This window comes from Psychroflexus tropicus DSM 15496 (assembly GCF_000378765.1).
Taxonomy (GTDB): domain Bacteria; phylum Bacteroidota; class Bacteroidia; order Flavobacteriales; family Flavobacteriaceae; genus Psychroflexus; species Psychroflexus tropicus.
Genome location: NZ_KB905344.1, coordinates 217418 through 232722 on the forward strand (window position 1 = coordinate 217418; position 15305 = coordinate 232722).

Consider the following 15305-nt stretch of genomic DNA (forward strand, 5'->3'; position numbering starts at 1 on the left):
AAAACAAATATGTTTACCCAAGGTCGCATCGCATTCATCATTTTTTTTGTTGTCACCTTTGTCTCTATATTGATTTATTCTTATGTCAAGGATAAAGGCCTGCATAGTAAATATTATAAGGGGACTCTGTTTGTTCTTCTAGGTTTTTTTATTTTTATCATTTCACTGGTGTTTTTAAGATTTTACTGGAGAGACGAGTCTCTACTGAATCTCATCAAAAATATGATGGGTAATTCTTAATGTAAACCGATAATTTGCCTATTTTTATAGTTCAATTTTAGGCTTAGCTATATGGTTATTGCGAGGATATTCGCATTGTTATTTATGTTCATTAGTTTGGGTGCCTTTGCTCAAACCCAAAAAATAGATGAGCTATTTAGATACAGCAAGTTTAAAAAATTGGATACCTTGCTGTTTCAATCCAAAGCAAATCAGGGGCTTGACGTAAAGTTGGCGAAAGCCAAATACTTCAATAGTTTCAAGCGGCTAAAAGAGTCTTTTGCGCTTTTATTTGATATCGATACCACAGCGATGTCTACCAACCAGAAAGCACACTATCATGATAACCTAGCCTCTGCTTACCACCTCAATGGGAATTTTGATAGGGCTGCAGCACATTATATCACAGCTCAAAACTATTATAAAGACGCTGGAGATTTATTGAGTTATAATTCATTGAATATGGATTTATACTATATCATGTTCGATCCAGATGTGTATAATGGAAATAACAGCTACCTAAAAGCCTATCATGAATTAGCCCTGGAACTCAACGACCCTCTACAATTGGTAGATCTTGAGACAGAGTTGGCCTATGTCTGTAAGACCTGTACCGATACTACAGATCATTTTCTTAAGCACATCGATAAGGCTTATGATTACTTAAAACTAGACCCCTCTCCACAGGAACTTTCCAGCATACATTTTATCAAAGGGATGTATTATACCAACCAGAAATTTTTAAAAGATTCTGCGGAGTATTATTTCAAGAAGTCCTTGCAGATTGACGAAAGTCTTGGCTTAACGCACAAAGTAGCGATGGTGTATTTCTATATAGGAGATGTGAGCAGAATAGAGGGAAATTACTCAAAAGCCATCTACTGGACCAAGAAAGCAAATTCGTATCGAAATTTGAATTATGATTATGACTTAACCGCATTCATCAACGAAACCTTAGCAGAAGATTATAAGCAAATCAACCAGTTAGACTCTGCTTATTTTTACCTTAGTGAGTCGTTACGCTTTAGAGATAGCCTCAATTACCAAAAGCAAAATATAAACCTTACTAGATATGAAGCAGAAAAGAAAGAGCGAGAAAACCTAAGGCTGGAGCAAGAAAATAAACAAAATCAAACCTACATATTAGGCTCTCTAGGAGCCTTGGGCTTACTTATGATTTTATCGGTTTCGGTCTACATCAACTCCAAGCGCAAACGCCTTCTGATTGAAAAGGATAAGGCCTTGCAAATTAAAGGAATTGAAAATGAGCTTAAAAAGCAGCAGTTAAAAGCTTTGGATGCGCTTGTAATGGGACAAGAAAAGGAACGGATGCGCATCGCCAGTGATCTTCACGACAATATAGGTTCCAACTTTGTGGCGATGACTGCTTATTTTGAACAACTGAAAAAGGAATTGAAGTCTAAACCTGAATCATCTTCTATATTTAATAGAACTCAGCAACTTCTGGATGACACCTATCAGGATATTCGCTCAATCGCTCACTTGAAACATAGTGGACAAATGAAAGACAGGGATTTGATACCCGCTCTGGAAAAGCTAACTAAAAATGTAAGTTCCTTTAGTAAAATTGAAGTGGAGTTTAATTCTTTTATCGGACATGAACTGGAATTGAATGATCACCTTGAGCTTAATATTTTTAGAATAGTTCAGGAAGCGATGGCTAATATCGTTAAACATTCTAAGGCCAAAACAGCAAGTGTTTCTATAACGAATATTGAATCTTCTTTGAATATCATAATTGAAGATGATGGTAAAGGTTTTGATTTACAAAAGGTCAAAGCAAAAGGCAGCCTTGGCCTTGAAGGAATTCAACAACGGGTAGATCTTTTGAGGGGAGATTTTAAAATTGATACTAAAAAGGGAAGGGGAACGACATTAATTATTGATATACCATTATGATAAACGTAGCATTAGTTGACGATCACCAGGCTTTAATTGATGGGGTTAAGTTGAGACTCGAGGATGAGGATCAGATAAAACTTCAGTTTTATGCCAATGATGGCAAAGAATTTCTAAAGAAATTAAAAAAAACTAGTGTAGATGTAGCTGTAATCGATATCAAAATGCCAAAAATGGATGGGGTTTCTTTAACCCGGAAGATAAGGTCTGACTTCAAAGATGTTAAAATTATAGTACTGTCCATGTTTGATCAGATTGATGCGGTCAAAAAGATGATGAACGCAGAGGTAAACGGGTATATTTTAAAAACTTCACCTTTGGATGAATTGATAGGTGCCATTAAACAAGTGCATAACGGTAAAAATTATTTTGATGAACATTTGGAAGGTGTTTCAGAAGTACTCGGTGAGACATCAACTACTAAAAATGGCAAATTGTCTAAAACTGAGAAAGAAATTTTAGATCTTATAGCAGAAGGTAAAACTTCACAGGAAATAGCATCTTTAAGAGAGTCAGCTGTATCTACAGTAGATACCCATAGACGAAACATGTCGCATAAACTTGGTCTCTACGGTAAAGGAGAACTTCTCCGTTATGCGATGGATAAGAAATATAAATTTGAATAATTTTTTTAGATATGTCAATTGTACTAGTTAGCACTTCCAGAGATCCAAAGAAATGGTATAAAGCTCTTAAAGAAAAAAATGAAGATTTGGATATACAAATCTATCCAGATATTGAAAGGCCTGAGGATATTGAATTTGCTATTTCCTGGAAACACCCTGATGGACTCTATAAAAATTACCCAAACCTTGAAGTAGTTGCTTCTATGGGTGCCGGAGTTAATCATATCCTGAAAGACGAGGACCTGCCACCTAAGGTGAGGGTAACTAGAATCGTAGATGATCAATTAACCAAGGATATGAGTCAGTTTGTTCTCCTTCAATGTCTGGCGGTTTCTAGAAACCTGTTTACCCACCTCAAAGACCAGTCTTCAAAATCTTGGAGTCCTAGAGCTTACCAGACTCCACCAAAGACCAATATTGGAATTATGGGTTACGGTGTTTTAGGAAAAGAAGCGGGTAAAGTGTTGAAGGCTAATGGATTTAACGTTATAGGTTATGCAAATACTTCAAAAATTGTAGATGGTATTAAGGTATATGGGGCAGATCAGCAAGACGAGTTTTTAGATCAAACACAAATTTTAGTGTGCTTACTTCCTGTCACATCTTCGACTAAGGGTGTTTTGAATTTTGAGCTTTTTCAAAAATTAAAAGATGAGGCTTACTTGATCAATGTCGCCAGGGGAGAACACCTTCTGGAAGCTGATTTGATCAAAGCTATTGACACAGGTAAATTAAAAGGTGCAAGTCTTGATGTATTTCAGGAAGAACCTTTGCCAGAGTCTCATCCATTTTGGGAACACGAGAACATCCAAATCACGCCTCATGTAGCTAGTATGACAGACCCTGAATCTGTTGCTAATCAGCTGCTAGAAAATTACAGGCGAATGAAAAACGGGGAGGCCCTTTTGAATGTAGTAGATGTACAGAAGGGATATTAAATTAATTTTCTCATCACCACAAACCCAATATACACCGCATGTATTCCTATAACCAAGCTTCCTAAGGCGTATAATAGAAATTGGAAATACATGCCACTTTTCAGTAAGTTCAGGTTTTCAAGAGAAAATGCAGAAAATGTGGTAAATCCCCCGCAAAACCCGACTACAAGTAAAAGTTGTAGATTTTGGTTTGAGGTTTCAGATTTGAGCAACCAGCCCATTATAAATCCTATGACTAAGCTTCCTAAAATGTTGACGGTTAAAGTTCCAAAAAGATCTAGCTTAAGATTGAGTTGATGCTTAAACAATAGGGATACTCCATAGCGTAATACGCTTCCTATTCCTCCACCTAAAAAGACAAGTAATGCAGATTTCATCAGTTTTCGATCACGGGTATATAAAAATTAGTTACCCATTTTGAAGGATTAATGGTTTGACTTTCATCGACTTCAAATTCTAAAAAAGGCTTTAAAGCTGTATTGATTGTTAATTCCCTGTCTTCTAGTGTGGACTTGCTGATGGCTAAAAGTTCTTTAAGGTTGAGGTAGTCTCCGGTGAGTTGCGTTTTAAAATAGATGCTTTTTCGCACAGGTTTTGACAACACTTCAAAGCTGGCGGGGATTGCTACCTGACTTTCCATCCCAATGCCTGAGGAGAAAATGATACTCTCTGAATTTTCATAGAGGTTTTCAAAAAGGATGATCCTATCCTTAGATGCATTAAAATTTTGCTCGTTAATAAATTGCTCAATACTTTTAAATACAGGTTGAGATTTTTTCAGTATGTTTTTAAAGTTGAGCCTGGCTGCAGAAGTGGCGTGTAAAATATAAAAACCTCCAGTTTCTACTTTGCCAATGGGTGTGATATTATAAATGGCAATTTCCTTGATGATGGATTGCTCGAGCTTAGAAAGGCTTTTTGATAGGGCTTTTTTAAGTTGTTCGAGATGGGAAGTCCCTGTTAACACCAATTCAGTTTTTTGCCAGAAGCTAGCTTCAGATTCTATGCTGATCTCAATCCTAGAATTTGCATCTGTAGTTATGAATTTCCAAGTCATATCAAACTCCGAAGAACTCAACCAGGTTTTAAGTCTGAGGCGCTGTATTAAAGAATCTTCTGTTAAGCTTCTATTCTGAAAATTGATGGATTCAAACTTTTCGTTTTGCCAGGAAAGCGTTGTATTTTTTGGGCTTTCTACATTACTCAATCTCTGTTCTGAAATGGATTCCTGAGGAAAATCAAACCAAGTCTCATAAGTCGATAAATCTTGAACTTTAGAGCTAAAGAGTTTAGCATTTACAGGAGTTTCAAACGTAAAATTTTCTTGGTCAGGAATGCTTATGGTAGCAATATATAAGGAACCGACCACGAATATGAGAACCAGTAAAAAAAAGAGGTATTTAAAAAACTTCATCGACTATATATTATACTTACGAATATACTTAAAATTAAGACTCTATTAAGACTTTAGCGTCTTGCTGTAAGTTCAGCAATTTTAACAATCACCTCCGAAGCTTTGACCATGCTCTCCAGAGGAACATATTCATATTTCCCGTGGAAGTTGTGTCCCCCAGCAAAAATATTAGGGCAGGGTAAGCCTTTATAACTGAGTTGTGCTCCATCAGTTCCTCCTCTTATGGGTTTTAAAATGGGTTGTATGTTAAGCGATTTCATGGCTTCTTCAGCAATATCTACAATATGCTTTACAGGCTCTACCTTCTCTCGCATATTGTAGTATTGATCCTTAACTTCAATTTCGATATCGGCTTCTTCAATTTGATCATTCATTTTTGCAACAATATCTTTCATCAATTGTTTTCTAGCCTCAAATTTGTCTTTATCATGATCTCTAATGATATATTTTAATTCGGTAAGCTCAATGTCTCCAGAAATGGATGACAAATGAAAAAATCCTTCGTAACCTTCAGTCTTTTCTGGAACTTCATCTTTTGGTAATACATCAATAAATTTTTGAGCCATATATATGGAATTAACCATCTTATCTTTTGCATAACCAGGATGAACACTGGTGCCTTTAAATTTCAATACTGCAGAAGCCGCGTTAAAGTTTTCGTATTCCAGTTCTCCAATCTGGCTTCCATCCATGGTGTAAGCGTATTTGGCGCCAAATTTATCTACGTCAAAATGATGGGCTCCACGTCCAATTTCTTCATCCGGGGTGAACCCCACTCTTATCTCTCCGTGTTTTATTTCCGGGTGTTGAACCAAATACTCCATGGCCATGATAATTTCTGTTATACCGGCTTTATCATCGGCACTAAGCAGGGTAGTTCCATCAGTTGTGATTAAAGTCTGGCCTATATAATCTTTCATCTCTTTAAAATAGCTGGAAGAAAGCACAATATCTTTTTCTTTATTTAATAGGATATCACCGCCATCATAATCCTTGTGAATCTGTGGATTGATATGAGAAGCCTTAAAATCTGGAGACGTGTCAAAATGAGACACAAATCCGATAGTGTCTACCTCATGATCTACATTAGATGGTAAAGTAGCCATGATATAAGCTTTGTCATCTATCGTAACATCCTTTAGGCCAATTTGCTCCAATTCCTTCTTGAGAAGATTAGCAATTGTCCATTGCTTATCGGTGCTGGGGGTAGAGTCACTGTTGGGATCACTTTGAGAATCGATTTTTATATAAGTTGTAAAACGCTCTAAGAGCTTTTCAGAATTGATCATGTCTATGTAATTTGGATTCAAAAATATGAATTTGAAGCCATTAAACCTCTTAGAATCGGATTGTCTTAGTCAGATTTGCACTATTTTTGCACTTAAATTTTTATAGCGATGTACAAACAGATTTTAAGACCTCTTTTATTTCAATTTGATGCTGAAGCTGTACATCATTTTAGTTTTTCATCACTAAAGTTAATTCATAAACTTCCTGGAGTATCTTCCCTCTTGAAAAAAAAATTTGTTCTAGATGATCCTCGTTTGGAACGAGAAGTCTTTGGATTAAAATTTAAAAATCCTGTGGGCCTTGCCGCTGGATTTGATAAAAATGCTGAATTATTTCAAGAGCTCTCCAACCTAGGGTTTGGCTTTATTGAAATAGGTACGGTGACCCCAAAGCCCCAAGATGGAAATCCGAAAAAGCGTTTATTTAGGTTGAAGAAAGATTCCGCAATCATCAACCGGATGGGATTTAATAACCAAGGGGTGGATGAAGCCGTAAAGCGTCTTAGGAAGAATAAAGGGGTGCTGATTGGTGGGAATATCGGTAAAAACAAGATCACATCCAATGCAGAGGCCTTTAATGATTATGACTATAATTTTGAAGCCTTATTCGATTATGTCGATTACTTTGTAGTGAATGTAAGTTCTCCTAATACTCCCAATTTAAGAGCATTGCAGGACAAAGAACCATTAACCCAACTTTTGGATCATTTACAGTCTAAAAATCTTAAAAAGACAAAACCTAAGCCTATTCTCCTCAAGATAGCTCCAGATTTGACAGAATCTCAGTTACTGGATATCATTGAAATTGTCGGGGAGACCAAAATTGCTGGGGTCATTGCGACTAATACCACTATTTCCAGAGAGGGCCTCTTATCTAAAGCTAAGGATGAAGCCGGTGGTTTGAGCGGTAAACCGCTAACCAAAACCTCTACAGATGTCATTCGTTTTTTGTCTCAAAAGAGCAACAAAGCCTTTCCAATTATTGGTGTTGGAGGGATTATGACTGCTGAAGATGCTATCGAAAAACTTGAGGCTGGTGCGAGTTTAGTTCAGCTTTATACAGGTTTTGTTTACGAAGGTCCAGGCTTGGTTAAAGCCATTAACCAAGCTATTTTGGATAAGATGTCTTAATACCTATGACAGAACAATTGATATCGTTCATGATGGCCTCCGTACTGCTGACACTTTCACCTGGTCCAGACATTATTTATGTGCTCTCGCAAAGTCTTGTCGGTGGTTACAAAAGAGGTGTAGTTATTGCGATGGGACTGATTTCCGGCATCATTATTCATACCTCCTTAGTGGCTTTTGGTGTGTCCTTGGTTATCAAAAATTCACCCTCACTTTTCTGGGCTATCAAAATAGCTGGAGCCTTTTACCTGCTGTACCTGGCTTATGAAGTGTATCGCTCTCCAATCCAAAATTTTACCAAGAGTGAAACGGTAAACCAAAAAGTTTCGTTTTTTTCAGATTACAAAACAGGCTTTATCATGAATATTCTCAATCCAAAGGTGACGATATTCTTTTTGGCTTTTTTTCCCGGATTTTTATGGAATAGGGAAGAGGATCTGATGTTTCAATTTTATACTTTAGGCGGTTTGTTTATGCTGCAGGCTTTCTTGATTTTTTGTTTAGTGGCTCTACTCTCTGGTCAGCTTTCCAAACTTTTATTTTCTTCTTCTTCTTCACATTCTTTTTTGAAATGGTTTCAGATATTGACGTTTATTGGGATCGCTATTTTGATTTTACTTTAATTGAATCACTCTTTTGAAAATGCTTTAAAACTGTATATTTGGACTCATGAAATCAGTAAAGCTTATTGAGTGTCCAAGAGATGCTATGCAAGGCATTAAGCCATTTATTCCTACCGATGAAAAAGCAAGATATATCCAATCTCTTCTCGGGTGCGGTTTCGATACCATAGACTTCGGTAGTTTCGTTTCCCCTAAAGCAATTCCGCAAATGCAGGATACCGCTGAGGTTCTATCCATGCTCGACCTTTCTGAAACGCAGAGTAAGCTTTTAGCTATCGTAGCCAATAAACGAGGTGCAGAGGATGCTTCAAAATTTCCTGAAATCAATTACCTGGGTTATCCTTTTTCCATTTCTGAAAACTTTCAAATGCGGAATACCCATAAAACCATCGCAGAATCTGTTGAGGTGTTGAAGTCGATTCTTGAAATTGCTCACCGTTCCAATAAATCGGTGGTGGCTTATTTGTCTATGGGTTTTGGAAACCCTTACGGCGATCCCTGGAACACCGATATTGTGGGGGAGTGGACTGAAAAACTTTCTGCCCTTGGCGTTAAAATTCTTTCTCTTTCAGACACAGTAGGGACATCTAACCCTGAAGTGATAGAGGATTTGTTTTCAACCTTGATTCCAAAATATCCCAACATGGAGTTTGGAGCTCATTTGCACACTACGCCTGACGCCTGGTATGAAAAAGTTCATGCTGCTGTGCAGGCAGGTTGTCAACGATTTGATGGAGCTATACAGGGCTTTGGAGGATGTCCAATGGCTAAAGACGATCTTACGGGTAATATGCAGACCGAAAAGATGTTATCGTATTTCAATTCTAAGAATATAGATAACTCTATCAGGATGACCAGCTTTGAGTCTGCTTACAACAAGGCGTCAGATTTGTTTACGAAGTATCATTAGTTGTTAAACCCTTGTGTCTATCAATACCTTTAGGACTCTTTCAATAAACAATTTTTCATACTATTAGACCTCAAAGGTTTTTAAAACCTGTGAGGTTTAATAATCAGATTATTCACATGAATAAACTATTTATGGACTATCGCTGTTCAATTTAAATTCAATTTATCTCTTTAATCTGACGTCTATGTACTGTAAGCGAAGCGGTCTAATTTGGAATAACATTCTTTTTGGAAGATTCCTGTCTTTTTTACCTAATTTTGCAACGTGAAAACTACTAAAAAAGACATACGCGCACTTAGCAAAAAAGAATTGCAAGATTTTTTTGTCTCTCAGGGCGATAAATCGTTCCGGGGTTCTCAGGTTTACGACTGGTTATGGAATAAAGCCACCTATAATTTTGAGGACATGACCAACCTGTCTAAAGAAACCAGACAAATGTTGGTAGACAATTTTGTAATAAATAATGTGGAGGTGGATCAAATGCAGCGTAGTACGGACGGGACTATCAAAAACGCAGTCAAACTTCACGATGGGTTTACTGTAGAATCGGTTTTGATTCCCACAAAATCCAGAACAACCGCCTGTGTATCTTCTCAGGTAGGTTGTAGTTTAGACTGCCAATTCTGTGCAACAGCTAAATTGAAACGTCTTAGAAATTTAAATGCGGATGAAATATTTGATCAGGTAGTAGCCATAGATAAAGAAAGCAAGCTTTATAATGGCATTCCTTTATCTAACATCGTTTATATGGGTATGGGTGAGCCTTTAATGAATTATAACAACGTCCTCAAGTCTATTGAGAAGATTACTTCCCCTGAAGGCCTAGGCATGTCTCCAAAGCGAATCACCTTATCTACTTCTGGAGTGCCTAAGATGATCAAAAAACTAGCCGATGATCAGGTAAAATTTCACTTGGCGGTCTCCTTACACTCTGCCATAGATGAAGTTAGGACTCGAATAATGCCTTTCAATGAGAAGTTTCCATTAGCTGATCTAAAAGAAGCTTTGATTTATTGGTATGAGAAAACGGGAAAATCTGTCACTTACGAATACATTGTATGGAAAGGAATAAACGATAGAGAAGAAGATATTAGAGCCTTGATTAATTTTTGTAAGGCCATCCCCTGTAAAGTGAATATCATTGAATATAACCCTATCGATGATGGACAATTTCAACAAGGCGATGATGATGCGGTGGCTAAATATGTAAATGCTTTAGAAGCTAATCACATCACCGTGACGTTAAGACATTCCAGAGGTAAAGATATCGACGCCGCCTGCGGCCAACTGGCTAATAAGATTAAGGTATAAAAAAAGCTCCGATGAAAATCGGAGCTTTGAGATTGTAGCCATCATTTATTATTGCTTAACAAATTTAAAAGTTTTAACCTGGTTTCCAGATTCCACTTTTGCAATATAAAGTCCAGTTGATAATCTAGAGACATTCACTTGGGCTTCATTAGTGTCGAGTTTTTGATTTAAAACTTCCTGACCTAAGGAGTTAAATAAAGTTACTTTGTCTAGGTTAAAATCGGATTGAATAGATAATTGACCCGATTTGTAAAAGTGAGTAAGTGAATTTTCTTCAAAGCTACCAACGCTAAGAGTCTCACCATCAATGCTTACATTATCGAAAGCCCATCCCCAAGAAAAATCACCAGTCCATCGAAATCGAACTTGAGCATTTGCAACTCCAGCAAGCTCAGTAGTTAAATCATAAACTTCATTACCAAATGTAGATTCACCTTGGTCAGCACCTGTATAAGAATCTATTTGTACCCAAGAAGATCCATCAAAGGCTTCAATGAAACCAGTACCGCCAAAACCAGCAGTAAAAAAATGATCAAAACTTAAGGTTACGGAAGTAAAATCAGTAAGGTCTAAAACAGGAGACTCTAAAGCAGCATCCTCGACAATACCATTATCTCCATATGAATCACTGTCAAATAGAGCATAATTATCTAATATACCTGTTTCATCATAGTAAATGGTGTTGGGTGGTTGATACCCTACTGCTTCGCCACCAGATCCAAGAATCCAAACGTCTCCACCTCCCTGAATGTCATTATTAGTCCAATCTGATGGTAAATCTGTTGATCCCTCAAAATCTTCTTCAAAGAATGCTTGGCTATAACTTAATGAAACAATAAATAATGTAATTAAAAAAGTAATTTTTTTCATAGTGTTAAAATTTTAAGGTTAAGTTGTAAATGTATAAAATTTAATCCATTAATAAAATTATTAAGAATAAACTTTAGATATAATCATACGACTAAGAATATGTAAATATATTGCTTAACAATTTTTTTAATATGTTCTTATACTTATAAACTCTATCTTTGCTAGTCTTGAAAACCGTCTCACAAATAAAGGAACCCATCGCTCATGAAATGGAGCTTTTCGAAAAGAAATTCTCTCTTTTCATGTCCTCTCGTGTAGCACTACTCAACAAAATCACCCATTTTATCGTTAATAGGAAAGGCAAGCAGATGCGACCTATGTTTGTGTTTTTAGTCGCTAAGATGGTTTCCGAAGGAGAAGTCAATGATAGAACTTACCGAGGGGCTTCTGTTATAGAATTGATTCATACAGCTACCCTTGTTCACGATGATATCGTAGATGATAGTAATCAAAGGCGTGGTTTCTTTTCTATTAATGCCCTCTGGAAAAATAAGATTGCCGTTTTGGTCGGTGATTTTTTATTGTCTAAGGGCCTTTTGTTATCTATTGATAATGATGATTTTGATCTTTTGAAAATTATCTCTGTGGCGGTTAGGGAAATGAGTGAAGGGGAATTACTGCAGATCGAGAAAGCGCGGCGTCTGGACATTACTGAAGATATTTATTATGAAATCATTCGCCAAAAAACGGCGACGCTCATTGCCGCCTGTTGTAGTCTCGGCGCTGCGGCAGTTAAACCTAATTCTTCTCATGTTGAGTCTATGCGAAAATTTGGAGAGCTCATTGGAATGGCTTTTCAGATTAAAGATGACCTTTTCGATTATGGGGAACAGAAAATTGGTAAACCCACAGGTATCGATATCAAGGAACAAAAGATGACTTTACCTCTCATCTATGCCTTAAACCATGCCTCTAAAAAGGATAAAGACTGGATCATCAATTCTGTTAAAAACCATAATAAAGATAAAAAGCGAGTCAATGAAGTTATAGCTTTTGTAAAGTCTTCAGGGGGTTTATCGTATGCTCAGGAACAAATGAAAGTTTTTCAAAATGAAGCTTCTCAAATTCTTCAGCAATATCCGGAATCCAAATACAGAGATTCCCTTCAGTTGATGATTGACTACGTTATTGACCGAGAGAAATAATTTTGAAACTTGTCAATCTCACAGTACCTAAAACTTTGGCGACTGTGAGGTCTTAGCAATCTAATTTTTGAAACGAATGTGCTATTTTTGTTGATAGCTGTAATTTTATCTCAACTTTAAAACCAATTTTCATTGATTAGTAAATCTACCATCGATAAAGTGTTTGATATTTCCCGGGTTGAGGAGGTGATTGGTGATTATGTTCAGTTGAAAAAGTCAGGGAGTAATTTTAAAGGCTTAAGCCCCTTTACAGAAGAGCGAACGCCGAGTTTCATGGTGTCGCCCGTAAAGCAAATCTGGAAGGATTTCAGTTCTGGCAAGGGAGGAAATGTGGTGGCTTTCCTAATGGAGCACGAGCATTATACCTATCCAGAAGCGATTAAACACTTAGCCAAGCGCTATAATATTGAGATTGAAGAAACTGAGCAGTCTTCAGAAGAGAAAGAAAAGGCTAGCGAACGGGAAAGCATGCATCTGGTTAATGAATTTGCGAAGACCTTTTTCGTCAACCAGATGCTCAATACCGACGAAGGAAAGTCTGTAGGTTTGAGCTATTTTAAGAATCGCGGCTTTACTTCAGAAACGATTGAGAAATTCGACCTTGGTTACTCTCCAGACGAGTGGCAGGCTTTTACGGATCAGGCTTTAGAGAAAGCTTATAAACTTGAATTTTTAGAAAAAACCGGACTCACCATTGTTAAAGGGGAGAAGCGGTTCGACAGATTTAAAGGAAGAGTGATGTTTCCTATACATTCTATGTCTGGTCGTGTCCTGGGTTTCGGTGGACGGATATTATCCAATGATAAAAAACAGGCCAAATACTTAAATTCACCAGAGAGCGAAGTCTATCATAAAAGTAAAGTCGTATATGGCCTTTATCAGGCTAAAAAGGCCATCGCCAAAGCCGATAACTGCTATCTGGTAGAAGGCTATACCGATGTCATTCAGTTTAACCAAACCGGAATAGAAAATGTAGTCGCCTCTTCTGGAACTGCCTTAACACCAGAACAAATTAGACTGATAAGCAGGTTAACCAATAATATAACCGTGCTTTTTGATGGGGATGCGGCAGGATTAAGAGCCTCCATTCGAGGTATTGATCTCATTTTGGAACAAGGGATGAACGTGAAGGTATGTCTGTTTCCTGAAGGAGAAGATCCTGATAGCTTTGCGAAATCCAATTCTCTTGAAGATTTACAATCCTTTTTAGACACCAATGCTCAAGATTTTATCCGCTTTAAAGCCTCTCTTTTAGTTAAACAAGCCGACGAAGATCCTGTTCAAAAGGCTGAGGTGGTGAGAGACATCGTCCATTCTATTTCTAAGATACCAGATCAAATCACTCAGGAAATTTACATACAAACCTGTTCGAATTTATTGGATGTGTCGGAAGAGGTACTTTTTAGTACTCTGGCTCAAATGTTGGCTAAGGAGCGTAAGGATAGCGGTCGAGGCCTTAAGAAAAAATCACTGCAGCTAGTCAAGGATGAGCCAATAGAAGCGCCTGTTCAGAAAGTAGATCATCAGTATGTGTTAGAGCGAAGTATCATCCAGCTACTGTTGAGGTACGGGAGTGAGAAAGCTTATTTTATTGATATTGATTACGACTTTGAAGCGGATCAACCTATTGAGGTTAAACGTGAATATGTGGTTTTTGAAAAGATTTTCGTCGAACTGCAGGAAGATGAAATTGAATTTTCAAATTCCATTTTCAAAGCGCTTTTTGACCAAATAATTGAAGTATTTGTTAAGTCAGGTGAATTAAAAATTGATTCTTTTGTCAATCACCTAGAGCCTGAACTGGCACAAGAAGTTACCTCCATACTCATGGAAAATGAGAAGAATCAATTACACGATTGGAAACGTCAGGAAATTTTTGTGCTGGATAAGAGTGTTTTAGATCCCAGAGAAGTGATGGAAACTATACTCAATCTTAGGCGATATCTTATCAGAAAGAAAGTTCAAGAATTAAGTGAAGTCATCAAAGAACAAAAAGAAAATGTAGATATTGATCTTATGAGGGAGACCATGGAATACAATGGTCTGGAAGTTTTAATATCCAATAAATTAAACCGGGTGCTTTAGGATTTGAGTTCCTGCGGTATTTCGCAAACCGGTATGGGCTGCATTTTATGCTGATTTGAAGAATTCAATTTTTTATAAATCTCTAAAACCTTTTGCTGCCTGTCTGTAGTTTCAGAATCATCTCCGTCAAAAGTCATAGCCCATTCCAACTCATCATACGAAGCACCAAGCTGATCTTCGTCTGTTCTGCTATCACCAAATAAGCCATCTGTAGGCTCTGCCTCCTGTATTTCATCGATCACACAAAGTTCTTTACCCAAATCGAAAACTTCGCTTTTCATAAGATCTGCTATTGGACTCAAATCTACTCCACCATCACCATATTTAGTATAAAAACCAACACCAAAATCCTCTACTTTATTACCTGTCCCTGCTACGAGGTATTTGTGAATACCAGCAAAATAATAAAGTGTAGTCATCCGTAATCTTGCTCTTGAATTGGCGAGAGAAAAGTCTTGTAAATCCTTATCCTCAATTTCTGGTAAGCTAGACTTGAAGGTCTCAAAAGTGTTGGAAAGATCTACTTTTACAGATGATACATTGGCAAATCTACCTTCCAAATGCTCGATATGTTTTCTTGCCCTGGATACTTGGGATTTATCTTGATGTATAGGAAGTTCTACGCATAATGTAGGCTTACCAGTAGTTGCGCAAAGCGTAGAGGTGACTGCAGAATCAATGCCACCAGAAACACCAATAACAAATCCATTTTGTCCACTCTTTTTCAAGTAGTCTTTCATCCATTCTGTGATATAGTCTATGGTTTTCTCGGCCTGCATACGTCTATTTTTATGCTTTAATACTTACATTTGTATCAAAGATAA

At 37.2% G+C, this 15305-nt stretch carries 15 protein-coding genes; 10 read left to right on the forward strand and 5 right to left on the reverse strand.

Annotated elements, in window-relative coordinates; genetic code table 11:
* The first annotated feature begins 9 nt into the window (after positions 1 to 9).
* The 4 genes from F598_RS0110575 to F598_RS0110590 all read left to right on the forward strand — a co-directional run bounded on the left by F598_RS0110575 (position 10) and on the right by F598_RS0110590 (position 3703).
* A complete protein-coding gene (locus F598_RS0110575) occupies positions 10 to 240 on the forward strand; it encodes a hypothetical protein (protein WP_019039024.1) in 231 nt (76 codons plus the stop codon).
* Between the two features lie 84 nt (positions 241 to 324).
* Entirely contained in the window at positions 325 to 2139 is a 1815-nt protein-coding gene (locus F598_RS0110580) for a sensor histidine kinase (RefSeq protein WP_019039025.1), read from the forward strand.
* A complete protein-coding gene (locus tag F598_RS0110585) occupies positions 2136 to 2765 on the forward strand; it encodes a response regulator (protein WP_019039026.1) in 630 nt (209 codons plus the stop codon). Before F598_RS0110580 ends, F598_RS0110585 begins: the two co-directional genes overlap by 4 nt.
* A gap of 11 nt (positions 2766 to 2776) precedes the next feature.
* Complete coding sequence (locus F598_RS0110590) at positions 2777 to 3703, forward strand: 2-hydroxyacid dehydrogenase (protein ID WP_019039027.1); 927 nt, start codon at positions 2777 to 2779, stop codon at positions 3701 to 3703.
* Here F598_RS0110590 and crcB read toward each other — a convergent pair.
* The 3 genes from crcB to pepT are packed head-to-tail and all read right to left on the reverse strand — an operon-like array spanning position 3700 to position 6406.
* The gene (crcB, locus tag F598_RS0110595) at positions 3700 to 4080 is read right to left on the reverse strand and encodes a fluoride efflux transporter CrcB (protein WP_019039028.1); all 381 of its coding nucleotides are present in this window, start codon (positions 4078 to 4080) and stop codon (positions 3700 to 3702) included. The genes F598_RS0110590 and crcB overlap by 4 nt on opposite strands.
* Positions 4080 to 5117: a hypothetical protein gene (locus F598_RS0110600; RefSeq protein WP_019039029.1), complete on the reverse strand. Its 1038-nt coding sequence runs from the start codon at positions 5115 to 5117 to the stop codon at positions 4080 to 4082. The genes crcB and F598_RS0110600 overlap by 1 nt, the downstream gene beginning before the upstream one ends.
* Positions 5118 to 5170: 53 nt before the next feature.
* Complete coding sequence (pepT, locus tag F598_RS0110605; RefSeq protein WP_019039030.1) at positions 5171 to 6406, reverse strand: peptidase T; 1236 nt, start codon at positions 6404 to 6406, stop codon at positions 5171 to 5173.
* A 108-nt stretch (positions 6407 to 6514) separates the two neighbouring features.
* Between pepT and F598_RS0110610 the strand changes: the two genes are divergently transcribed.
* From F598_RS0110610 to rlmN, 4 genes are all read left to right on the forward strand, one after another.
* Positions 6515 to 7537: a quinone-dependent dihydroorotate dehydrogenase gene (locus F598_RS0110610; protein WP_019039031.1), complete on the forward strand. Its 1023-nt coding sequence runs from the start codon at positions 6515 to 6517 to the stop codon at positions 7535 to 7537.
* A 5-nt stretch (positions 7538 to 7542) separates the two neighbouring features.
* The gene (locus F598_RS0110615; RefSeq protein WP_019039032.1) at positions 7543 to 8160 is read left to right on the forward strand and encodes a LysE family translocator; all 618 of its coding nucleotides are present in this window, start codon (positions 7543 to 7545) and stop codon (positions 8158 to 8160) included.
* Positions 8161 to 8206: 46 nt separating this feature from the next.
* Positions 8207 to 9070, forward strand: coding sequence for a hydroxymethylglutaryl-CoA lyase (locus F598_RS0110620; protein WP_019039033.1), 864 nt, complete (start codon positions 8207 to 8209; stop codon positions 9068 to 9070).
* 264 nt (positions 9071 to 9334) lie between these two features.
* Complete coding sequence (gene rlmN / locus F598_RS0110625) at positions 9335 to 10381, forward strand: dual-specificity RNA methyltransferase RlmN (RefSeq protein ID WP_019039034.1); 1047 nt, start codon at positions 9335 to 9337, stop codon at positions 10379 to 10381.
* A gap of 48 nt (positions 10382 to 10429) precedes the next feature.
* Here rlmN and F598_RS0110630 read toward each other — a convergent pair whose 3' ends face one another.
* Entirely contained in the window at positions 10430 to 11251 is an 822-nt protein-coding gene (locus tag F598_RS0110630; RefSeq protein WP_019039035.1) for a T9SS type A sorting domain-containing protein, read from the reverse strand.
* Between the two features lie 167 nt (positions 11252 to 11418).
* Here F598_RS0110630 and F598_RS0110635 point away from each other — a divergent pair, with 167 nt between their 5' ends.
* Both F598_RS0110635 and dnaG read left to right on the forward strand, forming a co-directional pair.
* Positions 11419 to 12396, forward strand: coding sequence for a polyprenyl synthetase family protein (locus F598_RS0110635; RefSeq protein ID WP_026302656.1), 978 nt, complete (start codon positions 11419 to 11421; stop codon positions 12394 to 12396).
* 132 nt (positions 12397 to 12528) lie between these two features.
* Positions 12529 to 14481, forward strand: a complete 1953-nt coding sequence (gene dnaG, locus F598_RS0110640; protein ID WP_019039037.1) for a DNA primase — start codon at positions 12529 to 12531, stop codon at positions 14479 to 14481.
* Here the strand turns inward: dnaG and nadE are convergent.
* Complete coding sequence (gene nadE / locus F598_RS0110645) at positions 14478 to 15260, reverse strand: NAD(+) synthase (protein ID WP_019039038.1); 783 nt, start codon at positions 15258 to 15260, stop codon at positions 14478 to 14480. The genes dnaG and nadE overlap by 4 nt on opposite strands.
* Between the last annotated feature and the right edge of the window lie 45 nt (positions 15261 to 15305).